Origin of the sequence: Billgrantia antri (genome assembly GCF_019430905.1) — a bacterium.
GTDB classification, from domain to species: Bacteria; Pseudomonadota; Gammaproteobacteria; order Pseudomonadales; family Halomonadaceae; genus Halomonas; species Halomonas antri.
This window is the reverse complement of sequence record NZ_JAHYCA010000007.1, coordinates 298,213-315,612: the sequence shown is the minus strand read 5'-3', so window position 1 is coordinate 315,612 and position 17,400 is coordinate 298,213. Positions and strand designations below refer to the sequence as shown.

14 protein-coding genes are annotated in these 17,400 nt (G+C 65.6%); 9 read left to right on the top strand and 5 right to left on the bottom strand.

The genetic code is table 11. From position 1 onward, the window contains the following. Positions 1–5 precede the first annotated feature (5 nt). The 9 genes from KPL81_RS18565 (at position 6) to KPL81_RS18525 (ending at position 10,732) form a co-directional block, all read left to right on the top strand. Positions 6–182, top strand: coding sequence for a hypothetical protein (locus KPL81_RS18565; RefSeq protein ID WP_167119311.1), 177 nt, complete (start codon positions 6–8; stop codon positions 180–182). Next, positions 172–3,129, top strand: coding sequence for an ATP-binding protein (locus tag KPL81_RS18560; RefSeq protein WP_219793393.1), 2,958 nt, complete (start codon positions 172–174; stop codon positions 3,127–3,129). The genes KPL81_RS18565 and KPL81_RS18560 overlap by 11 nt, the downstream gene beginning before the upstream one ends. Beyond that, entirely contained in the window at positions 3,107–4,501 is a 1,395-nt protein-coding gene (locus tag KPL81_RS18555; RefSeq protein WP_219793392.1) for a sigma-54-dependent transcriptional regulator, read from the top strand. Before KPL81_RS18560 ends, KPL81_RS18555 begins: the two co-directional genes overlap by 23 nt. Before the next feature lie 852 nt (positions 4,502–5,353). Further along, entirely contained in the window at positions 5,354–6,754 is a 1,401-nt protein-coding gene (gene pcnB / locus KPL81_RS18550; protein ID WP_209474589.1) for a polynucleotide adenylyltransferase PcnB, read from the top strand. Beyond that, complete coding sequence (gene folK, locus KPL81_RS18545; protein WP_219793391.1) at positions 6,751–7,254, top strand: 2-amino-4-hydroxy-6-hydroxymethyldihydropteridine diphosphokinase; 504 nt, start codon at positions 6,751–6,753, stop codon at positions 7,252–7,254. Before pcnB ends, folK begins: the two co-directional genes overlap by 4 nt. 108 nt (positions 7,255–7,362) lie before the next feature. Beyond that, on the top strand, positions 7,363–8,154 hold the full coding sequence (gene panB, locus KPL81_RS18540; RefSeq protein ID WP_209474593.1) for a 3-methyl-2-oxobutanoate hydroxymethyltransferase: 792 nt from the start codon (positions 7,363–7,365) through the stop codon (positions 8,152–8,154). Between the two features lie 29 nt (positions 8,155–8,183). Continuing rightward, a complete protein-coding gene (panC, locus tag KPL81_RS18535) occupies positions 8,184–9,032 on the top strand; it encodes a pantoate--beta-alanine ligase (protein ID WP_219793390.1) in 849 nt (282 codons plus the stop codon). A 35-nt stretch (positions 9,033–9,067) separates the two neighbouring features. Continuing rightward, positions 9,068–9,448: an aspartate 1-decarboxylase gene (panD, locus tag KPL81_RS18530; RefSeq protein ID WP_209474597.1), complete on the top strand. Its 381-nt coding sequence runs from the start codon at positions 9,068–9,070 to the stop codon at positions 9,446–9,448. Between the two features lie 108 nt (positions 9,449–9,556). After that, positions 9,557–10,732, top strand: a complete 1,176-nt coding sequence (locus KPL81_RS18525; protein WP_219793389.1) for an acetyl-CoA C-acetyltransferase — start codon at positions 9,557–9,559, stop codon at positions 10,730–10,732. A 103-nt stretch (positions 10,733–10,835) separates the two neighbouring features. Here the strand turns inward: KPL81_RS18525 and pnp are convergent, their stop codons facing one another. The 5 genes from pnp to infB all read right to left on the bottom strand — a co-directional run bounded on the left by pnp (position 10,836) and on the right by infB (position 17,382). Continuing rightward, positions 10,836–12,968 (bottom strand): polyribonucleotide nucleotidyltransferase, encoded by a 2,133-nt coding sequence (pnp, locus tag KPL81_RS18520; protein WP_219793421.1) that lies wholly within the window; start codon positions 12,966–12,968, stop codon positions 10,836–10,838. A 170-nt stretch (positions 12,969–13,138) separates the two neighbouring features. Continuing rightward, entirely contained in the window at positions 13,139–13,408 is a 270-nt protein-coding gene (gene rpsO / locus KPL81_RS18515; RefSeq protein ID WP_111415227.1) for a 30S ribosomal protein S15, read from the bottom strand. 102 nt (positions 13,409–13,510) lie between these two features. Next, positions 13,511–14,428, bottom strand: coding sequence for a tRNA pseudouridine(55) synthase TruB (truB, locus tag KPL81_RS18510; protein ID WP_219793388.1), 918 nt, complete (start codon positions 14,426–14,428; stop codon positions 13,511–13,513). Further along, positions 14,428–14,847 (bottom strand): 30S ribosome-binding factor RbfA, encoded by a 420-nt coding sequence (gene rbfA, locus KPL81_RS18505; RefSeq protein ID WP_219793387.1) that lies wholly within the window; start codon positions 14,845–14,847, stop codon positions 14,428–14,430. The genes truB and rbfA overlap by 1 nt, the downstream gene beginning before the upstream one ends. 18 nt (positions 14,848–14,865) lie before the next feature. Further along, on the bottom strand, positions 14,866–17,382 hold the full coding sequence (gene infB / locus KPL81_RS18500; protein ID WP_219793386.1) for a translation initiation factor IF-2: 2,517 nt from the start codon (positions 17,380–17,382) through the stop codon (positions 14,866–14,868). Positions 17,383–17,400 lie beyond the last annotated feature (18 nt).

The window sequence follows — 17,400 nt, the reverse complement described above, 5'->3', positions numbered from 1 at the left end:
AGTTCATGTACGTCTATCGCATCATGCTGTTCCTGGTCTTCGGCGGCTACCTGCTCTCGCCGCTGCTGATGAGCGGCTGGTCGAGTCCCGGCGTGGCCTGGTATCGCCCCTTCGTCATCTGGGGGGTGCTGATCGCCTTGACGCTATGGCTGGAACAGAAAAGGAAGCTCGATGAACGCTAGCCTGACCAGCGTCTTCTTCCTGGGCGCCGGTTACCTGCTGCTGATGTTTCTCTGCGCCCTCGCGGTGGAGCGGGGCTGGCTCAGCCGCAGAGTGACCCGCCACCCCGCCGTCTATACCCTGGCCCTTGGCGTCTACGCCAGCGCCTGGGCGGTCTACGGCAGCCTGGAGCTGGCCGCCGAGTCGGGCTATGGCTATCTCACCTACTACCTCGGCGCGGCAGGGGCGTTCCTGCTTGCCCCGGTGCTGCTGGTGCCGATCCAGCGCATGGCCCGCACCCACCAGCTCGCCTCGCTGGCCGACCTGTTCGCCTTCCGCTTCCGCTCGCGCTGGGTGGGCACCCTGATCACCGTGATCAGCCTGCTGGCGGTACTACCGTTGCTGGCGCTGCAGGTCCAGACCCTGGGCGACGCCATCCAGCTGATGACCGGCGCCACCTCGCCGGCCCTGCCCGCGCTCGCGCTATGCATGCTGATCACGCTGTTTGCGATGATCTTCGGTGCACGCCACGGCAAGGGGCCCGCCCGGCACGACACGCTACTCGCCGTGATTGCATTGACCTCGGTGGTAAAGCTCCTCGCCATGCTGGCACTGGGCGCCTTCGCCCTGTTCGTCGTCTTCGACGGCCCCGCCGAGCTGCAAACCTGGCTGGACGGTCCCGGGCAGATCTATCAGGCCAGCGTGATGCAGCCCGACGCCGCCCACTGGCGTACGTTGCTGTTGCTGTTCTTCGCCACGGCGCTGCTGATGCCGCATATCTTCCACATCACCTTCGCCGAGACCCTCTCGCGCCATACCCTGCTGCAGGCGAGCTGGTCGCTGCCGCTGTTCCTGCTGCTGATGGCGCTTCCGGTGCCGCTGCTGCTGTGGGCCGGCCAGCGGCTGGGCAGCCATGAGGCGCTGAGCGCCGCCTACCTGGCCTTCGGCCTCTCCGACGCCTTCTGGGTCCAGGCACTGGCCTTCCTCGCCGGCCTCGCCGCTACCAGCGGCACCTTGGTGATCATCGCCATGTCGCTGTCGGGCATGATCCTCAACCATGTGCTGCTGGTCGCCCATCCGCCCGAGGCCCAGCCCAACCTCTACCGCTGGCTGCGCTGGCTGCGCCGGGCGCTGATGGCCACGGTGATCCTCGGCGGCTGGCTGTTCTATCGCACGGTGGGCGTCCATCACGACCTGACTACGCTGGGATTGGCGGCCTTCGTCGGCATGGCCCAGTGCCTGCCGGGGTTATTGGCGCTGCTCTACTGGCCGGGTGCCAACCGCAAGGGCATGGTGTCGGGCCTGGTCGTGGGCGTACTGGTCTGGCTCGCCGGGCTGTGGCTGCCACTGCTCACCGGCCTGCCCACTCTACTCCTGATCCCACCGGGCCTGGAGTTGCTCGTTGGCGAGCCCGACTGGTACGTGGTGACCCTGGTGTCGCTCGCACTCAACATCCTCGTCTTCATCATCGTCTCGCTGGCCACGCCCACCTCCGAGGGAGAGCGTGCCGCCGCCGAGGCATGCTCGGTGGATGCCGTGATCCGCCCCAAGCGACTGCCGCTGATCGCTACCACTGGCGAGGAGTTCAAGCAACCGCTGGCGCAGGCGCTGGGCGAGGACGTCGCCCAGCGCGAAGTGGAACGCGCCCTCACCGACCTGGGCATGTCGCCGCTCGACGGGCGCCCCTACGCCCTGCGCCGGCTGCGCGACCGCATCCAGGCCAATCTCTCCGGCCTGATGGGCCCCTCGGTGGCACAGGACATCGTCGACCGCTACCTGCCCTACCGCCGCAGTGGCCAGGAGCCCACCGACGACATTCACTTCGTCGAGAGCCGGCTGGAGGCCTATCGTTCACGACTCACCGGTCTGGCGCGCGAGCTCGACGGACTGCGCCGCTACCACCGTCGGATCCTCGCCCGGCTGCCGGTGGGGCTTTGCACCTTCGGCGTCGATGACGAACTGCTGATGTGGAACGACGCCTTGGCCGAACTCTCCGGCATCGACGGAGCCGGCGTGGTGGGCGCTCGCCGCGATGGCCTGCCGGCTCCCTGGGCCGAGCTGCTGGGTCGCGCCTTGGTCGAGCCCAATGATCATCTCTACAAGCAAGCGGTGGAACTCAAGGGCGGGACGCGCTATCTGACGCTGCATCGCGCCGAGTTGCAGGCCGATGACGACGTGCGCGGCGGCACCGTGATCCTGATCGAGGACCACAGCGAAATGAAGTGGCTCGAGGACGAACTGGTGCACGCTGCACGGCTCGCCTCGATCGGCCAGCTGGCTGCCGGCGTGGCCCACGAGATCGGCAACCCGGTGACCGGCATCTCTTCGCTGGCGCAGAACCTGCGTTACGACACCGACGATCCCGAGGTACTGGAAACCGCCCACCAGATCCAGCAGCTCACCGACCGCATCTCGCGTATCGTGGGCTCGCTGGTCGGCTTCGCTCATGGCGGCCGTCACGTCAAGGGCACCAGACTGGCTCCCGTATCCATCGCCGAGATCACCGAGGAGGCCCTGCACTTGATCCGGCTGGCGCGCTCGGGAGAGGATGTCCGTTACCGTAACCTCTGCCCTGCCGAACTCGAGGTGCACGGCGACGCCCAGAGGCTGCAGCAGGTCATGATCAATCTGCTGAGCAACGCGCGAGACGCCAGCGAGCCGGAGGGCGAAGTGGTCATCGCGGCCGAACCGGAAGGCGGCATGCTGAAGGTCACCGTCACCGACGAAGGCCATGGGCTCGACGACCGGGTTCGCGAACACCTCTTCGAGCCCTTCACCACCACCAAGCCGCCAGGCGAAGGTACGGGACTCGGCCTGCCGCTGGTCTACAGCATCGTGGCGGAGCACCATGGCAGGATCGAGATCGAATCACCACCCCCCGGGCAGGAGCGCGGCACCCGCATCTGCCTGTGGCTGCCCACCGAACGAGAGGATGGCGAAGATACCGATGAGCCGGATTCTGATCGTTGAAGACGAAGCCATCATCCGCACCGCATTGCGCCGGCTGCTGGAGCGCCACGGCTACGAGGTCAGCGAGGCTGGCTGCGTGGACGAGGCGCTGGCCCTGGAGCCGCGCGGCTTCGATCTGGTGATCAGCGACCTGCGCCTGCCCGGCGAGCCCGGCACCGACCTGATCGAACAGGCCGCGCCGGTGCCGGTGCTGATCATGACCAGCTACGCCAGCATGCGCTCGGCGGTGGAGTCGCTGAAGCAAGGCGCAGTGGACTACGTGGCCAAGCCCTTCGACCATGACGAACTGCTGGAGACCGTGGCCCGGGTGCTTCATCAGCAGTCGGCACACCACACCTCGCCACCCGACATTACCGACGCCGGCGGCTCGCGCCAGAAGATGATCGGCGAATGCGCGGCCATGCAGGCAGTCTACACGCGCATTCGCAAGACGGCGCCGGCCGACGTCACCGTGCTGATCCAGGGCGAGTCGGGCACCGGCAAGGAGCTGGTGGCACGCGCCATACACCAGCAGAGCCAGCGCATCCACGCGCCGCTGATCTGCGTCAACTGTGCCGCCATCCCCGAGACCCTGATCGAGTCGGAGCTGTTCGGACATGAGAAGGGGGCCTTTACCGGTGCCAGTGCCGCCCGTACCGGCCTGGTGGAGGCCGCCGACGGCGGCACCCTGTTCCTCGATGAGATCGGCGAACTGCCGCTGGATGCTCAGGCGCGCCTCCTGCGAGTGCTTCAGGAAGGCGAGATCCGGCGCATCGGCTCGGTCGAGACCCGCCATGTCGACGTGCGCTTGATCGCTGCCACCCACCGCGACCTGCGAGCCCTGTCCAAGACCGGCGAGTTTCGTCTCGACCTGTACTACCGCCTGAACGTGATGCAGATCGATCTGCCGCCGCTGCGCGAGCGCGAGGACGACATCCTGCTGATCGCCGACGCCCTGCTGGAGAAGGCCTGTCGCCGACACCGGCGTGACGGGCTTCGCCTGTCACGCGCGGCGCATCGCGAAATCCGCGACTACCCTTGGCCAGGCAACGTACGTGAGCTCGAGAATGCCCTCGAGCGTGGTGTGATCCTGGCCGAAGGCCACCTGATTCACCCCGACGACCTGGGGCTGAACCCGAGCCCTGCCGCTCAGCACCGCAGCGTCGTGGAGCCAAGATCGATACCGACCGACCAGGCACGGGACGAAGAAAGTGAGGACGAGGAGGATCTGTCGCTAGAGGATTACTTCCAGCACTTCGTCCTGGAACACCAGGATCACATGAGCGAAACGGAGCTCGCCCAGAAACTGGGCATCAGCCGCAAATGCCTGTGGGAGCGTCGCCAACGTCTCGGTATCCCGCGCAAGAAGCAGGCACGGCGTAGCAGCGCATGACGTCCATCTAAGACTAATGTCCAAGCGCCTCGGCCGACTCGCCGCAGGCGCTTTTTTCGTGCCACGCAGGGCTCGCTTGCACCAGGTGTTACCTTCCCACCCAGAAATTGCCCCGACATGGCGCAGTGGAGGTAACACATCAGCCACGCAACGTCTGGGCACTTCCGAGAGCAAACTTCATGCTATTGATTTTCATGCAATAAAAGACTTGTTGGCATGTGCCGTGCAACTACCAAGGCAAGAAAAACAACATCCGGCTGCCCCCCGAGCCAACAACAAAAACAAGGCACCAGGGGAAGGCAGAGCCTGCACCAACAACAACAATGGCAGGCTGTGAAAAGGATGCGGTCAAGGGGCAACAACAACAAGATGCCCCGGGAAATGCCGCCCTTCGCTTTGTTCGCCAACAACAACAAGACGGAAGCGAAGCACCGGATCCATCAGGACGCGACGCGCCAGCCCCGGCCAACAACAAGAACAATGGCCGCAAGAGCGCACCTTCGGCAACAACATCAACAAGCCGAAGGCAGGCATACCTCCTGTGCCGTCGTGGTTGGATTATTGTTTTGAATACGAGGCGGTCGCAACCAGGAACGTCAACAATCACAACAACACTGTTTGCCTGTGACTCTTGGTGACTGTGGTGCGTATTCAAGGCGATGCGCCATCACGAAGAAGAAACAGCCGCAAGGACGCAGCACCGTTTAGCTTGTCAGAGGAGGCCCAACGGCCTCCTCTTTTGCTTTGCACATTCCTGCCAGGTCCCTGCGGTGAGAACGTCCGCCGCTTTGCAAGGTGTCGGTGGTCGGCTACACTCTACAACTTTCGCACACTGCGAGTCGAAATCGCCGCATGTTCAAAGGATTTACCCGCTTTCTGCAGAGCCCTGGCACACATCTCAGGACACTCTTCGGCCCCCAGGACGCTTCCGGGGGGCAGGCAGGCCCTCGAATCGTTCCCCGCGACCAGCACCCCATTTCGCGCCAGCACTTCAGCGAGGCGGCACTGAAGGTGCTCTATCGTCTGCATAACGCTGGGTTCGAGGCCTACCTGGTCGGCGGCTGCATTCGCGATTCCCTGCTCGGCAAGATGCCCAAGGATTTCGATGTCGCCACCGATGCCACGCCGGAACAGGTGCGCGAACTGTTCCGCAACTCGCGCATCATCGGTCGCCGCTTCCGCATCGTGCATGTGCGCTTCGGCCGCGAGGTGATCGAGGTCACCACTTTCCGCGGCACTCACAGCGACGACCACGGCGACCATATCGCCCAGCAGTCGGAGCATGGCCTGCTGCTGCGCGACAACGTCTGGGGCAATATTCAGGAAGACGCCATTCGCCGCGACTTCACCGTCAATGCGATCTACTACAGCATTGCCGATTTCTCCATACACGACTTTGCCGATGGCATGCGCGATATCGAATCGCGCACCCTGCGCCTGATCGGCGACCCGGCCGTGCGCTATCGCGAGGACCCGGTACGCATGCTGCGTGCGGTGCGCTTCGCCGCCAAGCTCGACTTCCATATCGCGCCGGATTCGGAAGCCCCGATCCACGAGCTGGCGCCGCTGTTGCTGCAGATTCCTCCCGCGCGGCTATTCGACGAGGTGCTCAAGCTGTTCATGGCCGGGCACGGCGTGGAGACCTTCCGCCTGCTGCGCCACTACGGCCTGTTCGCCATGCTGTTCCCCGAGACCGATGAGGCCATGGCCGAACTGTCCTGGGCGGAGCCGCTCCTAGAGGAGGCCTTGGCCAGCACCGACAGACGCATTCACGAGGAGAAGCCGGTGACTCCCGCCTTCCTCTTCGCCGCCTTGCTGTGGGGCCCCGTACAGCGCCGCCAGAGCGTTCTGGAAGCCGAGGGCATGCCACCCATCCCCGCACTGCAGCTCGCCTCGCAGCAGGTGCTGTCGCGCCAGTTGAAGCACATTTCGGTGCCCAAGCGCTTCAGCCTGCCGATGCGCGACATCTGGGACCTCCAGCAGCGCCTGCCCCAGCGCCGCGGCAAGCGCGCACTGCAGACCCGCGAGCATCCGCGCTTTCGCGCCGCCTACGACTTCCTGCTGCTGCGCGAGTCCGCCGGCGAGATAGAGCCCGGGCTTGGCGAGTGGTGGACGGCCTATCAGGAGGGCGACGAGCACGAGCAACGGCGCCTGCTCGAAAAGGCGGGGGCCGATACCGGACCCGGCGGCAACACCCCCCGGCGGCGGCGCCCGCGCAAACGCCGACGGCGCAGTCCCTCCGGTCCCTCATGACGCCTCTCGTCGACACATACGTCGGCTTAGGCAGTAATCTCGACGATCCGGTCGATCAGGTCTGCCGCGCCTATGGGGAGCTGAATACCCTGCCCCTGACCGAGCGAGCCGCCGCCTCGCGGCTGTATCGCAGCCGTCCGGTCGGGCCGCAGGACCAGCCGGATTTCATCAATGCCGTCATCCACCTGCGCACACGCCTCTCGCCGCTGGCCCTGCTCGACCAGCTGCAGGCGCTGGAGCAGCGGCATCGCCGCGTGCGTCAGCGCCACTGGGGGCCCCGCACCCTCGACCTCGACCTGCTACTGTACGGAAATGAGACTCTGATATTGCCGCGACTGCAGGTGCCGCACCGTGAAATGGCGGCCCGTGCCTTCGTGCTGCTGCCGCTCGCCGAGCTGGCGCCGCGGCTGCAGCTGCCGGATGGGCGTCGCATCGCTGAGCTGGCGGAAACGCTCGCCTCGGCTGGTGAAGTCGAAGTGTTACCTGACAGCGGGAACTGAGGCGCAAGGTGTTACCGGTCGACACGACCACCTCATTCTGGTAACAATCAGGCGCTGCCTTGGCACCACCGCTCCAGCCAGGCGCCCGGAACATAACGAGAGCACGCCATGAAAACCGTCACGCTAAGCACGCTGCAGGCCTACAAGCGCTCAGGCGAAACCTTCAGCTGTCTGACCGCCTACGATGCCTCCTTCGCACGCACCGCCACCGAAGCGGGCATCGAGGTACTGCTGGTCGGCGATTCGCTGGGCATGGTGCTTCAGGGCCATGCCAGCACCCTGCCGGTGACCCTCGACGACATCTGTTATCACACCCGCTGTACCGCCCGCGCCAAAGGAGCAAGTCTGCTGATGGCAGACCTGCCGTTCATGAGCAATGCCAGCAACGAGCGCCTGCTGAACGATGCCGGCGAGCTGATGCGTGCCGGCGCTGAAATCGTCAAGGTCGAGGGCGAAGCGTGGATGGCCGACGGTATCCGCGAGCTGACTCGCCGCGGCGTGCCGGTGTGCGCCCACCTGGGCCTGACGCCCCAGACCGTCTACCAGCTCGGCGGCTACAAGGTCCAGGGCCGCGACGCCGAGCGCGCCGCACAGATCCTCGAGGATGCCCGCACCCTGGTCGAAGCCGGTGCCTCGGCCATCCTGCTCGAGTGCGTGCCGGCCAGCCTGGGCAAGGCCGTTACCGAGGCCCTCCAGGTGCCGGTGATCGGCATCGGCGCCGGCCCGGATACCGATGGCCAGATCCTCGTCCTGCACGACGTGCTCGGCGTCACCCATGGCCGCACACCGCGCTTCGTCAAGAACTTCATGGCCGAGGCCGATGACATTCCCGGCGCCTTCCGTCGCTATCACGAGGACGTCAAGGCGCGCCGCTTCCCGGCTGAGGAACACTGTTTCTAGTTCCGTTCTTCCATCGAGGAGGCCCGCTGATGCGAACCCTGCGAGACATTTCTGCGCTGCGCGAGACTCTCGGCGAGCATCGTCGCCGAGGCCAGCGTATCGGTCTGGTGCCGACCATGGGCAACCTGCATGCCGGTCACCTGGCGCTGGTTGAAACCGCACGCCGCCATGCCGACGTGGTCGTCGCGACGGTTTTCGTCAACCCGCTGCAGTTCGGTCCCAATGAGGATCTGGATGCCTATCCGCGCACGCTGGCCGAGGACCAGGAACAGCTCGAGGCGGCCGGCTGCGACCTGTTGTTCACGCCCTCCGTCGCGACCCTCTATCCCCGCGGCGTAAACGAACAGACCCGCGTCTGCGTGCCGGCCGTCAGCGAGGGCCTGTGTGGCGGCTCGCGGCCCGGCCACTTCGACGGTGTCTCCACCGTGGTCAGCATCCTGTTCAACCTGGTTCAGCCCGACGTAGCCTGCTTCGGCGAGAAGGACTATCAGCAGTTGGCAGTCATTCGCAAGCTGGTCGACGACCTTCACTTTCCCATCGAGATCGTCGGCGTGCCGATCGTGCGGGCCGAGGATGGACTGGCGCTCTCGTCGCGCAACGGCTACCTCGACGAGGCCGAGCGCGCCACGGCACCGGAGCTGCAGCGCACCCTGGCCGCGCTGCGCACGTCACTCGAAGCCGGAGAGCCCATCGAGACGACCCTCGAAGCCGGTCTGGCTCGGCTGCGAGCCTCCGGCTTCGTCCCCGATTACCTGGAGCTGCGCGCCACCGACCTGGGACCGGTGAGCGCTGCCACACGCGACGCCGTGCTGCTGGCCGCCGCCCGGCTGGGCAAGACCCGCCTGATCGACAACCTGACCCTGACCCTGCCGCGCTAGGCGGCAGGCGAATGCACCCGGAGGAAGACGTCCGCATGTTCACCGTCATGCTCAAGGCCAAGCTGCACATGGCCCGTGTCACCCACGCCGTACTCAACTACGAAGGTTCCTGCGCCATCGACGGCGAGCTGCTGGACATGTCCGGCATCCGCGAGAACGAGCAGATCCAGATCTACAACGTCGAAAACGGGCAGCGCTTCACCACCTATGCCATTCGCGCCGAGGAGGGCTCGCAGGTGATCTCGATCAACGGCGCCGCCGCCCATCTGGCCGGCCCCGGCGACCGCGTGATCATTTGCAGCTATGCTCATTACAGCGAGGCGGAACTGGACAATCACCAACCACGCCTCGTCTACCTGCAGGAAGGCAATGTCGTCAGCCACACCAGCAACGCCATCCCCGTCCAGTTCGCCTGACGGTCCGGCATCGCGGCTGGTGCTATCTCCGCATGGGGCATTGCCGCAGCGCACAAAAGTCGCCTATGCTGGACTCTCAGCGTCCGTGAACGACTCAGGAGAATTCCAATGCAAGATGTGGTGATCGTAGCCGCTCGCCGTACCGCGATCGGCGCCTTCGGGGGGTCGCTTGCCGGCATACCCGCCAGCGACCTCGGGGCGCTGGTGATCAAGGACATCCTCGCCTCCACCGGCGTGGCCGCCGACCAGATCGATGAGGTGCTGCTCGGCCAGGTACTCACGGCTGGCGTCGGCCAGAACCCGGCTCGCCAGGCCGCCATCAAGGCCGGCCTGCCTGCCGCCGTTCCCGCCATGACCATCAACAAGGTATGCGGCTCGGGTCTCAAGGCGCTGCACCTGGCCACCCAGGCGATCCGCTGCGGCGATGCCGACCTGATTCTTGCCGGCGGCCAGGAGAACATGTCACTCGCTCCCCACGTGCTGCCCAACTCGCGTACCGGCCAGCGCATGGGCGACTGGAAGGCCATCGACTCCATGGTCCATGACGGCCTGTGGGACGCCTTCAACAACTACCATATGGGCATCACGGCCGAGAATCTGGCCGAGAAATACGGCATCACCCGCGAGGCCATGGACGAATTCGCCGCCGCCTCCCAGCAGAAGGCCGCCGCGGCCATCAAGGAAGGGCGCTTCAAGAGCCAGATCGTGCCGGTCGAGATTCCCCAGCGCAAGGGCGATCCGGTGGTCTTCGATACCGACGAGAACCCGCGTGAAGTGACCGCGGAAAAGCTCGGCGGCATGAAGCCCGCATTCAAGAAGGATGGCACCGTCACCGCCGGCAATGCTTCCTCGATCAACGACGGCGCCGCCGTGGTGATGATCTGCTCCGCCGACAAGGCGCGCGAGCTCGGCCTCGAGCCGCTGGCTCGCATCGCCGGTTACTCCAATGCCGGCGTCGATCCGTCGATCATGGGCATCGGCCCCGCCCCGGCCACCCGCCGCTGCCTGGAGAAGGCCGGCTGGAGCCTGGACGATCTCGATCTGGTCGAGGCCAACGAGGCCTTCGCCGCCCAGGCGCTGTCGGTCAACAAGGAGCTCGGCTGGGACACCTCCAAGGTCAACGTTAACGGCGGCGCCATCGCGCTGGGCCACCCGATCGGCGCCTCGGGCTGCCGCGTGCTGATCACGCTGCTGCACGAGATGATCGCCCGCGACGCCAAGAAGGGCCTGGCCACGCTGTGTATCGGTGGCGGGCAGGGGGTCGCCCTCGCCATAGAGAGGTAAAGCCGCTGCGCGCGCTGGCTTTCGCTAGCGTGGCAGCACTTAAATAAAACCGCCCCCATGGCTTGGCCATGGGGGCGGTTCGTTTTGCGGCGTCGAGTGCGGCTTACAGCGCGGTCTCGGCCTGCTCGGCTTCGAAGGCGGCCTTCTCTTCCGGCGCGATCTCCTTGATGGTGAGCTTCACGCGGTTGCGGTTGTCGATGTCGAGCACCTTGACCACCACCTCGTCGCCCTCGTTGAGGAAATCACGCACGTCGTTGACCCGCTCGGGCACGATCTGCGAAATGTGTACCAGGCCGTCGGTGCCCGGCATGATGTTGACGAAAGCACCGAAGTCGGCAATGCGAACCACCTTGCCCTTGTAGAGCTTGCCGATCTCGGCCTCGGCGGTGATCGACAGCACGATGTCGATGGCCTTCTTCGCCGCCGCCTTGTCCTCGGCGTAGATGCGCACGGTACCGTCGTCGTCCAGGTCGATGGAGGCGCCGGTATCCTCGCAGATCTTGCGGATGGTGGCGCCGCCCTTGCCGATGACGTCGCGGATCTTCTCCGGGTCGATCTTGATGGTGGCCATGGAAGGCGCGTTCTCGGAGACTTCGGCACGGCTCTGGCCGATGACCGTGTTCATCTGCTCGAGAATGTGCAGGCGGGCCTCATGGGCCTGCTGCAGGGCGATCTCCATGATCTCCTCGTTGATGCCCTCGATCTTGATGTCCATCTGCAGGGCCGTGACGCCGGCGGAGGAGCCCGCGACCTTGAAGTCCATGTCGCCCAGATGATCCTCGTCGCCGAGAATGTCGGTGAGTACGGCGAAACCGTTCTCATCCTTCACCAGGCCCATGGCGATCCCCGCTACCGGGGCCTTCATCGGTACGCCGGCATCCATCAGCGCCAGCGAGGCACCGCAGACGGAGGCCATGGAGCTGGAGCCGTTGGATTCGGTGATCTCGGAGACCACGCGAATGGTATAGGGGAAGTCCGCCTCGTCGGGCAGCATGGCCTGCACGCCGCGGCGCGCCAGACGGCCATGGCCGATCTCACGACGCTTGGGGCCGCCCATGAAGCCGGCCTCGCCCACGCTGTAGGGCGGGAAGTTGTAGTGCAGCAGGAAGCGATCCTTGCGCTCGCCTTCCAGCGACTCGATCAGCTGGGCATCGCGCAGGGTACCCAGGGTGGCGATGACGATCGCCTGGGTCTCGCCGCGGGTGAAGATCGCCGAGCCGTGAGTCTTGGGCAGGCTGCCGACTTCGATCGCCAACGGCCGCACGGTCTTCTGATCGCGACCGTCGATGCGCGGCTCGCCCTTGATCACGCGGGAGCGCACCACGCGTTTCTCGAGGCTGGCGAACGCTCCCTTGACCTCGTCGGCGTCGAACCGGCCCTCTTCCTCACCGGCCAGTTGCTCCACCGCCTGCTCCTTGAGCGCAGCGAGTGCATCCTGGCGCGCCATCTTGTCGGTGATGCGGTAGGCTTCGCCGACCTTGGCTTCGAAGGCGGTGGCGACGGCCTGCTTGAGCGCGGTGTTCTCGGCGGGCGGCTGCCACTCCCACTTGGGCTTGCCGGCCTCGGCGACCAGCTCGTTGATCGCGCGGATGGCCACTTGCATCTCCTGGTGGCCGTAGAGCACGGCACCCAGCATCTCGTCCTCGAGCAGCTCATCGGCCTCGGACTCGACCATCAGCACGGCCTTCTCGGTACCGGCGACGACCATGTCCAGCTCGGAGCTGGACAGCTCTTCCACTGTGGGGTTGAGGAAATACCCCTTCTCCTCGTCGAAACCGACGCGAGCGGCGCCGATGGGGCCGTTGAACGGCACGCCGGAGATCGCCAGCGCCGCGGAGGTGCCGAGCATGGCGGCGATGTCCGGGTCATGGTTGCGGTCGGTGGAGAGCACCGTACAGATGACCTGCACCTCGTTCATGAAGCCCTTGGGGAACAGCGGGCGAATGGGGCGGTCGATCAGCCGCGAGGTGAGGGTCTCCTTCTCGGTGGGACGCCCCTCGCGCTTGAAGAAGCCGCCGGGGATCTTGCCCACCGCGTAGGTCTTCTCCTGATAGTGGACCGACAGCGGGAAGAAATCCTGCCCGGGCTTGGTATCCTTGCGGGCGACCACGGTGCACAGCACCACGGTCTCGTCCATGGTGACCATGACGGCACCGGTGGCCTGCCGGGCGATGCGCCCGGTTTCCAGGGTGACGGTGCTGCGACCGTACTGAAACGTTTTCTTGACCGGATTCACGGCGACTTCCTTCAACTTGTCTCTACTCATGTATGGGTCGTTTTTGACTCGGCGACCATTTTAGGGGTTGACGCGCGTGAGAGCCACCTATACCGCCGATTTCGCCCCTTGGAAACGCAAAACGGGCAGCCCCATGGGGGCTGCCCGCTTCGTTTCCAGCCTCGCGTCGTTTAACGACGGAGACCCAGGCGCTGGATCAGTGCCTGATAGCGAGAAAGATCCTTGCGCTTCAGGTAGTCCAGCAGCTTGCGGCGCTGGTTGACCATGCGGATCAGGCCACGACGAGAGTGGTGATCCTGCTTGTTGGTCTTGAAGTGATCCTGCAGGCCATCGATGTTGGCGCTCAGCAGGGCCACCTGAACCTCGGGGGAACCGGTGTCGTTGTCGCCACGGCCGAATTCCTTGACGATCTCGGCCTTCTGTTCAGCGGTAAGTGCCATCTGTGTCTCCAGTAAGCAATATGCCTGAAACGTGAATGTGTGAGACCACGCATATTTGCAGTCTCGGGCGTCTCTCCTTCAGGGACAGGCTCGCGCCGCCCCTCAATCGGCTGCCGTATTGAGCAGCCGCTTCGGTGCCACTTCCTGTGGCCCCGTCACCACGCCGAGCCCGAGGAAGGTCTCGCCGCAGTAGAGTCTCGTCAGCTTGCCGGTCTTCTCGCCAGCAGCAGCGACGCCGGCCGCCTGGCCGTGCATGAGTCGCTGCCTGGCGCGCTCGTCGACCTCGACCTTGGGCAGATGCGCCACCAGCACGTCGACCGGCAGCAGCGTCGCCTCGCGCTCCTCCTGGCCCGACAGCGCTTCCAGCGCCTCGATGGGCAGCATGCCCTCGCTGTCGAAGGGGCCGGTGGCGAGCCGCCTCAGGGCGGTGATATGCGCCCCGCTGCCGAGTGCCCGTCCGATGTCCTCGGCCAGGGTGCGCACGTAGGTGCCCTTGCTGACCCGGACCTCGAGCTCGAAGGCATTGCCCTCGAAGGCAAGCAGCCGGGCATCATACACCGTCACACGGCGCACTGCACGCTCGACGCTCTTGCCTTCGCGGGCCAGTTCGTAGAGCTTGCGCCCCTGGTGCTTGAGCGCCGAGTACATCGGCGGAACCTGCTCGATCTCGCCACGAAAGCGCTCGAGCACCCGCTCGATATCCACCGGTGTCAGTGGCGGCACCTCGCAGCGCTCGACCACCTCGCCCTCGGCGTCGCCGGTGTCGGTCACCGCCCCGAGCTGCACCCGGGTACGGTAGACCTTGTCGGCCTCGAGCAGGTGCGCCGAGAACTTGGTCGCCTCGCCCAGGCACACCGGCAACAGCCCGGTCGCCATCGGGTCCAGCGTGCCGGTATGGCCCGCCTTCTGCGCCTGCAGCAGGCGCCGTACCCGCTGCAAGGCATGGTTGCTCGACGCACCTCTGGGCTTGTCGAGCAGCAGCACTCCGTTGACCGGCAGACCGCGACGCCGGCGCGCCATCAGTGGCGCTCTCCCTCGTCGCCACCGGCGTTCGGCTCACCCTCTTCGCTTGGATGACGGGAGCGATCGCTTTCGACCGCCTCGTCGATCAGCGAGGAGAGCCGCTGGCCGCGCACCACGCTCTCGTCGTAGTGGAAGCGCAACTCCGGCACGTGACGCAGCTTGATGCGCCGGGCGATCTGGCTGCGCAGAAAGCCTGCCGCCTGCTTCAGTACCTTGAGGTTCTCCTTGATGCGCTCGGGACTGTCCTCGCCGAGCAGGGTCACGTAGACATCGGCATAGCCGAGGTCACGGCTGACCGTGACCCCGCTGACGGTGACCATGCCCAGGCGCGGGTCCTTGACTTCGCGCTGGATCAAAACGGCCAGCTCCTTCTGCAGCTGATCGCCGACCCGGTCGGTACGCTTGAACTCGCGCATGCTCCACCCCCGCTGCGATTACAGCGTCCGCTCGACCTTGACCTGGTCGAAGACCTCGATCTTGTCGCCGACCTGAACGTCGTTGTAGTTCTTGACGCCGATGCCGCACTCCATGCCGTTGCGCACTTCCTGGACGTCGTCCTTGAAGCGGCGCAGCGACTCGAGCTCGCCCTCGTAGATGACCACGTTGTCGCGCAGCACACGGATCTTCTTGTTGCGGAAGACAGTGCCCTCGACCACCATGCAGCCGGCCACGGCGCCGATCTTGGGCGCACGGAAGACGTCGCGAACCTCGGCCACGCCGACGATCTCTTCCTTCCACTCCGGTGCCAACATGCCGCTCATGGCCTGCTTGACCTCGTCGATCAGCTGGTAGATGACGCTGTAGTAGCGCAGATCCAGCCCCTCGCGCTCGATGATCTCGCGGGCGGCAGCGTCGGCACGCACGTTGAAGCCGACCACGATGGCCTCCGAGGCCAGCGCCAGGTTGGCGTCGGTCCCGGTGATGCCACCCACGCCCGAGGAGACCACGGCCACCTGCACCTCGTCGGTGGAGAGCTCCTCGAGAGCGCCCTTGATCGCTTCCAGCGAACCCTGCACGTCGGCCTTGAGCACGATGTTGACCTTGGCCACCTCGTCCTGACCCATCTGGCTGAACATGTTCTCCAGCTTGGCCTTCTGCTGACGCGCCAGGCGTACCTCGCGGTACTTGCCCTGACGGAAGTTGGCGACCTCGCGGGCCTTCTTCTCGTCGGCCACGACCATGAAGTCGTCACCGGCGTCCGGGGTACCGTCGAGGCCCTGGATCTCCACCGGCATGGCGGGGCCCGCCTCCTCGACCTGCTGGCCGAGCTCGTTGGTCAGCGCACGCACGCGGCCGTAGTGCAGGCCGGCGAGTACGATATCGCCTTTCTTCAGCGTACCGTTCTGGACCAGCACGGTAGCTACCGGACCGCGGCCCTTGTCGAGGCGCGACTCGACTACCACGCCCTTGCCCGGTGCTTCCGGCACCGCCTTGAGCTCGAGGACCTCGGACACCAGCTGGATCGCTTCCAGCAATTCCTCGATGCCTTCACCGCTCTTGGCCGAGACGTGGACGAACTGGGTGTCGCCGCCCCACTCCTCGGAGATGACACCGTGCTGGGAGAGCTCGTTCTTGACCCGGTCCGGGTCGGCTCCCGACTTGTCGATCTTGTTGACCGCCACCACGATGGGCACTTCGGCCGCCTTGGAGTGCTCGATCGCCTCGACCGTCTGCGGCATGACGCCGTCATCGGCCGCCACCACCAGGATGACCACGTCGGTTGCCTTGGCACCGCGGGCCCGCATGGCGGTGAACGCCGCATGGCCTGGGGTATCGAGGAAGGTCACGCCGCCGTGCTGGTCCTCGACGTGGTAGGCCCCGATGTGCTGCGTAATACCGCCAGCCTCGCCGGTGGCCACCTTGGCCTTGCGGATATAGTCGAGCAGCGAGGTCTTGCCGTGGTCGACGTGACCCATCACCGTGACCACCGGCGAGCGGCTGATCTCCTCGCCCTCGTAGGAGATGCCTTCGAGCATTTCGGTCTCGAGGGCATCGTCCTTGATCAGCTTGGGCACGTGCCCCATCTCCTCGACCACGATGGCCGCGGTATCCTGATCGATGGTCTGGTTGATGGTCACCGCCGCGCCCATGGTGAACATGGTTTTGATGACTTCGTTGGCCTTGATCGACATCTTGTCGGCCAGGTCGGCGACGCTGATCGACTCGGGAATCGACACCTCGCGCACGATCGGCTGGGTCGGCTTCTGGAAGCCGTGCTTGCCGCCACCGGACTGACTGGAGCCACGACGGCCACCACGGCGCTCGGCGCGCTTGACCTTCTTGCCGCCGCCGCGACGACGCTCCTCGCGGTCCCCACGGTCGTCGTCGTCGCGATCGTGACGTCCCTTCTTGGCAGAGGCCTTCTTGGGCGGCGCGGTACGCCGGTCGGTACGGCCCTCCTTGGGCGGTGCCGGAGGCTCCGGCTCGCCGGTCGGCTCCTCAGGCGTCTCGAGTTCGGGCACCGGGATCTCGGGCTCGGCGGCGGCCTTGGCCGCCTCGGCCTTGGTGGCTTCCTCGCGAGCAGCCTGCTCGGCGGCGCGCACCTTGGCCTGCTCGGCCTCCTGGGCTTCACGCTTGGCCTGTGAATCGGCCATGTCACCGACCAGCTGACGCGGCCCGGCCTCTTCCACCGGCTCGGGGGCAGGGGCCTCCTCTTCGGCGCGCTTGACGTAAGTGCGCTTCTTGCGCACCTGCACCTCGATGGTCTTGCCACGCTCACCGGTCTTGATGCGGCTCTTGGTCTTGCGCGTCAAGGTAATGCGATTGCGCGCCCCGGCACCGCCGCCACCATGGCTCTTGGTCAGGTAATCGAGCAGCTTGCGCTTGTCCTCCTCGGACACGGCATCGCTCTCGGACTTGTGCTCGAGCCCGGCTTCTTTCATCTGTTCCAGCAGGCGGGGTACGTCGCGGCCCACCTTCGCTGCAAAATCTTTTACGGTCATTTCCGACATCTCGACCCTCCTCAGCCC

Bases quoted from the DNA above. Each gene is read 5' to 3' on its own strand.
- pcnB (WP_209474589.1), top strand. From the start codon at position 5,354: ATGTTCAAAGGATTTACCCGCTTTCTGCAGAGCCCTGGCACACATCTC.
- rpsO (WP_111415227.1), bottom strand. From the start codon at position 13,408: ATGGCACTTACCGCTGAACAGAAGGCCGAGATCGTCAAGGAATTCGGC.
- panD (WP_209474597.1), top strand. From the start codon at position 9,068: ATGTTCACCGTCATGCTCAAGGCCAAGCTGCACATGGCCCGTGTCACC.
- KPL81_RS18525 (WP_219793389.1), top strand. From the start codon at position 9,557: ATGCAAGATGTGGTGATCGTAGCCGCTCGCCGTACCGCGATCGGCGCC.
- KPL81_RS18555 (WP_219793392.1), top strand. From the start codon at position 3,107: ATGAGCCGGATTCTGATCGTTGAAGACGAAGCCATCATCCGCACCGCA.
- KPL81_RS18560 (WP_219793393.1), top strand. From the start codon at position 172: ATGAACGCTAGCCTGACCAGCGTCTTCTTCCTGGGCGCCGGTTACCTG.
- KPL81_RS18565 (WP_167119311.1), top strand. From the start codon at position 6: ATGTACGTCTATCGCATCATGCTGTTCCTGGTCTTCGGCGGCTACCTG.
- panC (WP_219793390.1), top strand. From the start codon at position 8,184: ATGCGAACCCTGCGAGACATTTCTGCGCTGCGCGAGACTCTCGGCGAG.
- rbfA (WP_219793387.1), bottom strand. From the start codon at position 14,847: ATGCGCGAGTTCAAGCGTACCGACCGGGTCGGCGATCAGCTGCAGAAG.
- folK (WP_219793391.1), top strand. From the start codon at position 6,751: ATGACGCCTCTCGTCGACACATACGTCGGCTTAGGCAGTAATCTCGAC.
- panB (WP_209474593.1), top strand. From the start codon at position 7,363: ATGAAAACCGTCACGCTAAGCACGCTGCAGGCCTACAAGCGCTCAGGC.
- infB (WP_219793386.1), bottom strand. From the start codon at position 17,382: ATGTCGGAAATGACCGTAAAAGATTTTGCAGCGAAGGTGGGCCGCGAC.
- truB (WP_219793388.1), bottom strand. From the start codon at position 14,428: ATGGCGCGCCGGCGTCGCGGTCTGCCGGTCAACGGAGTGCTGCTGCTC.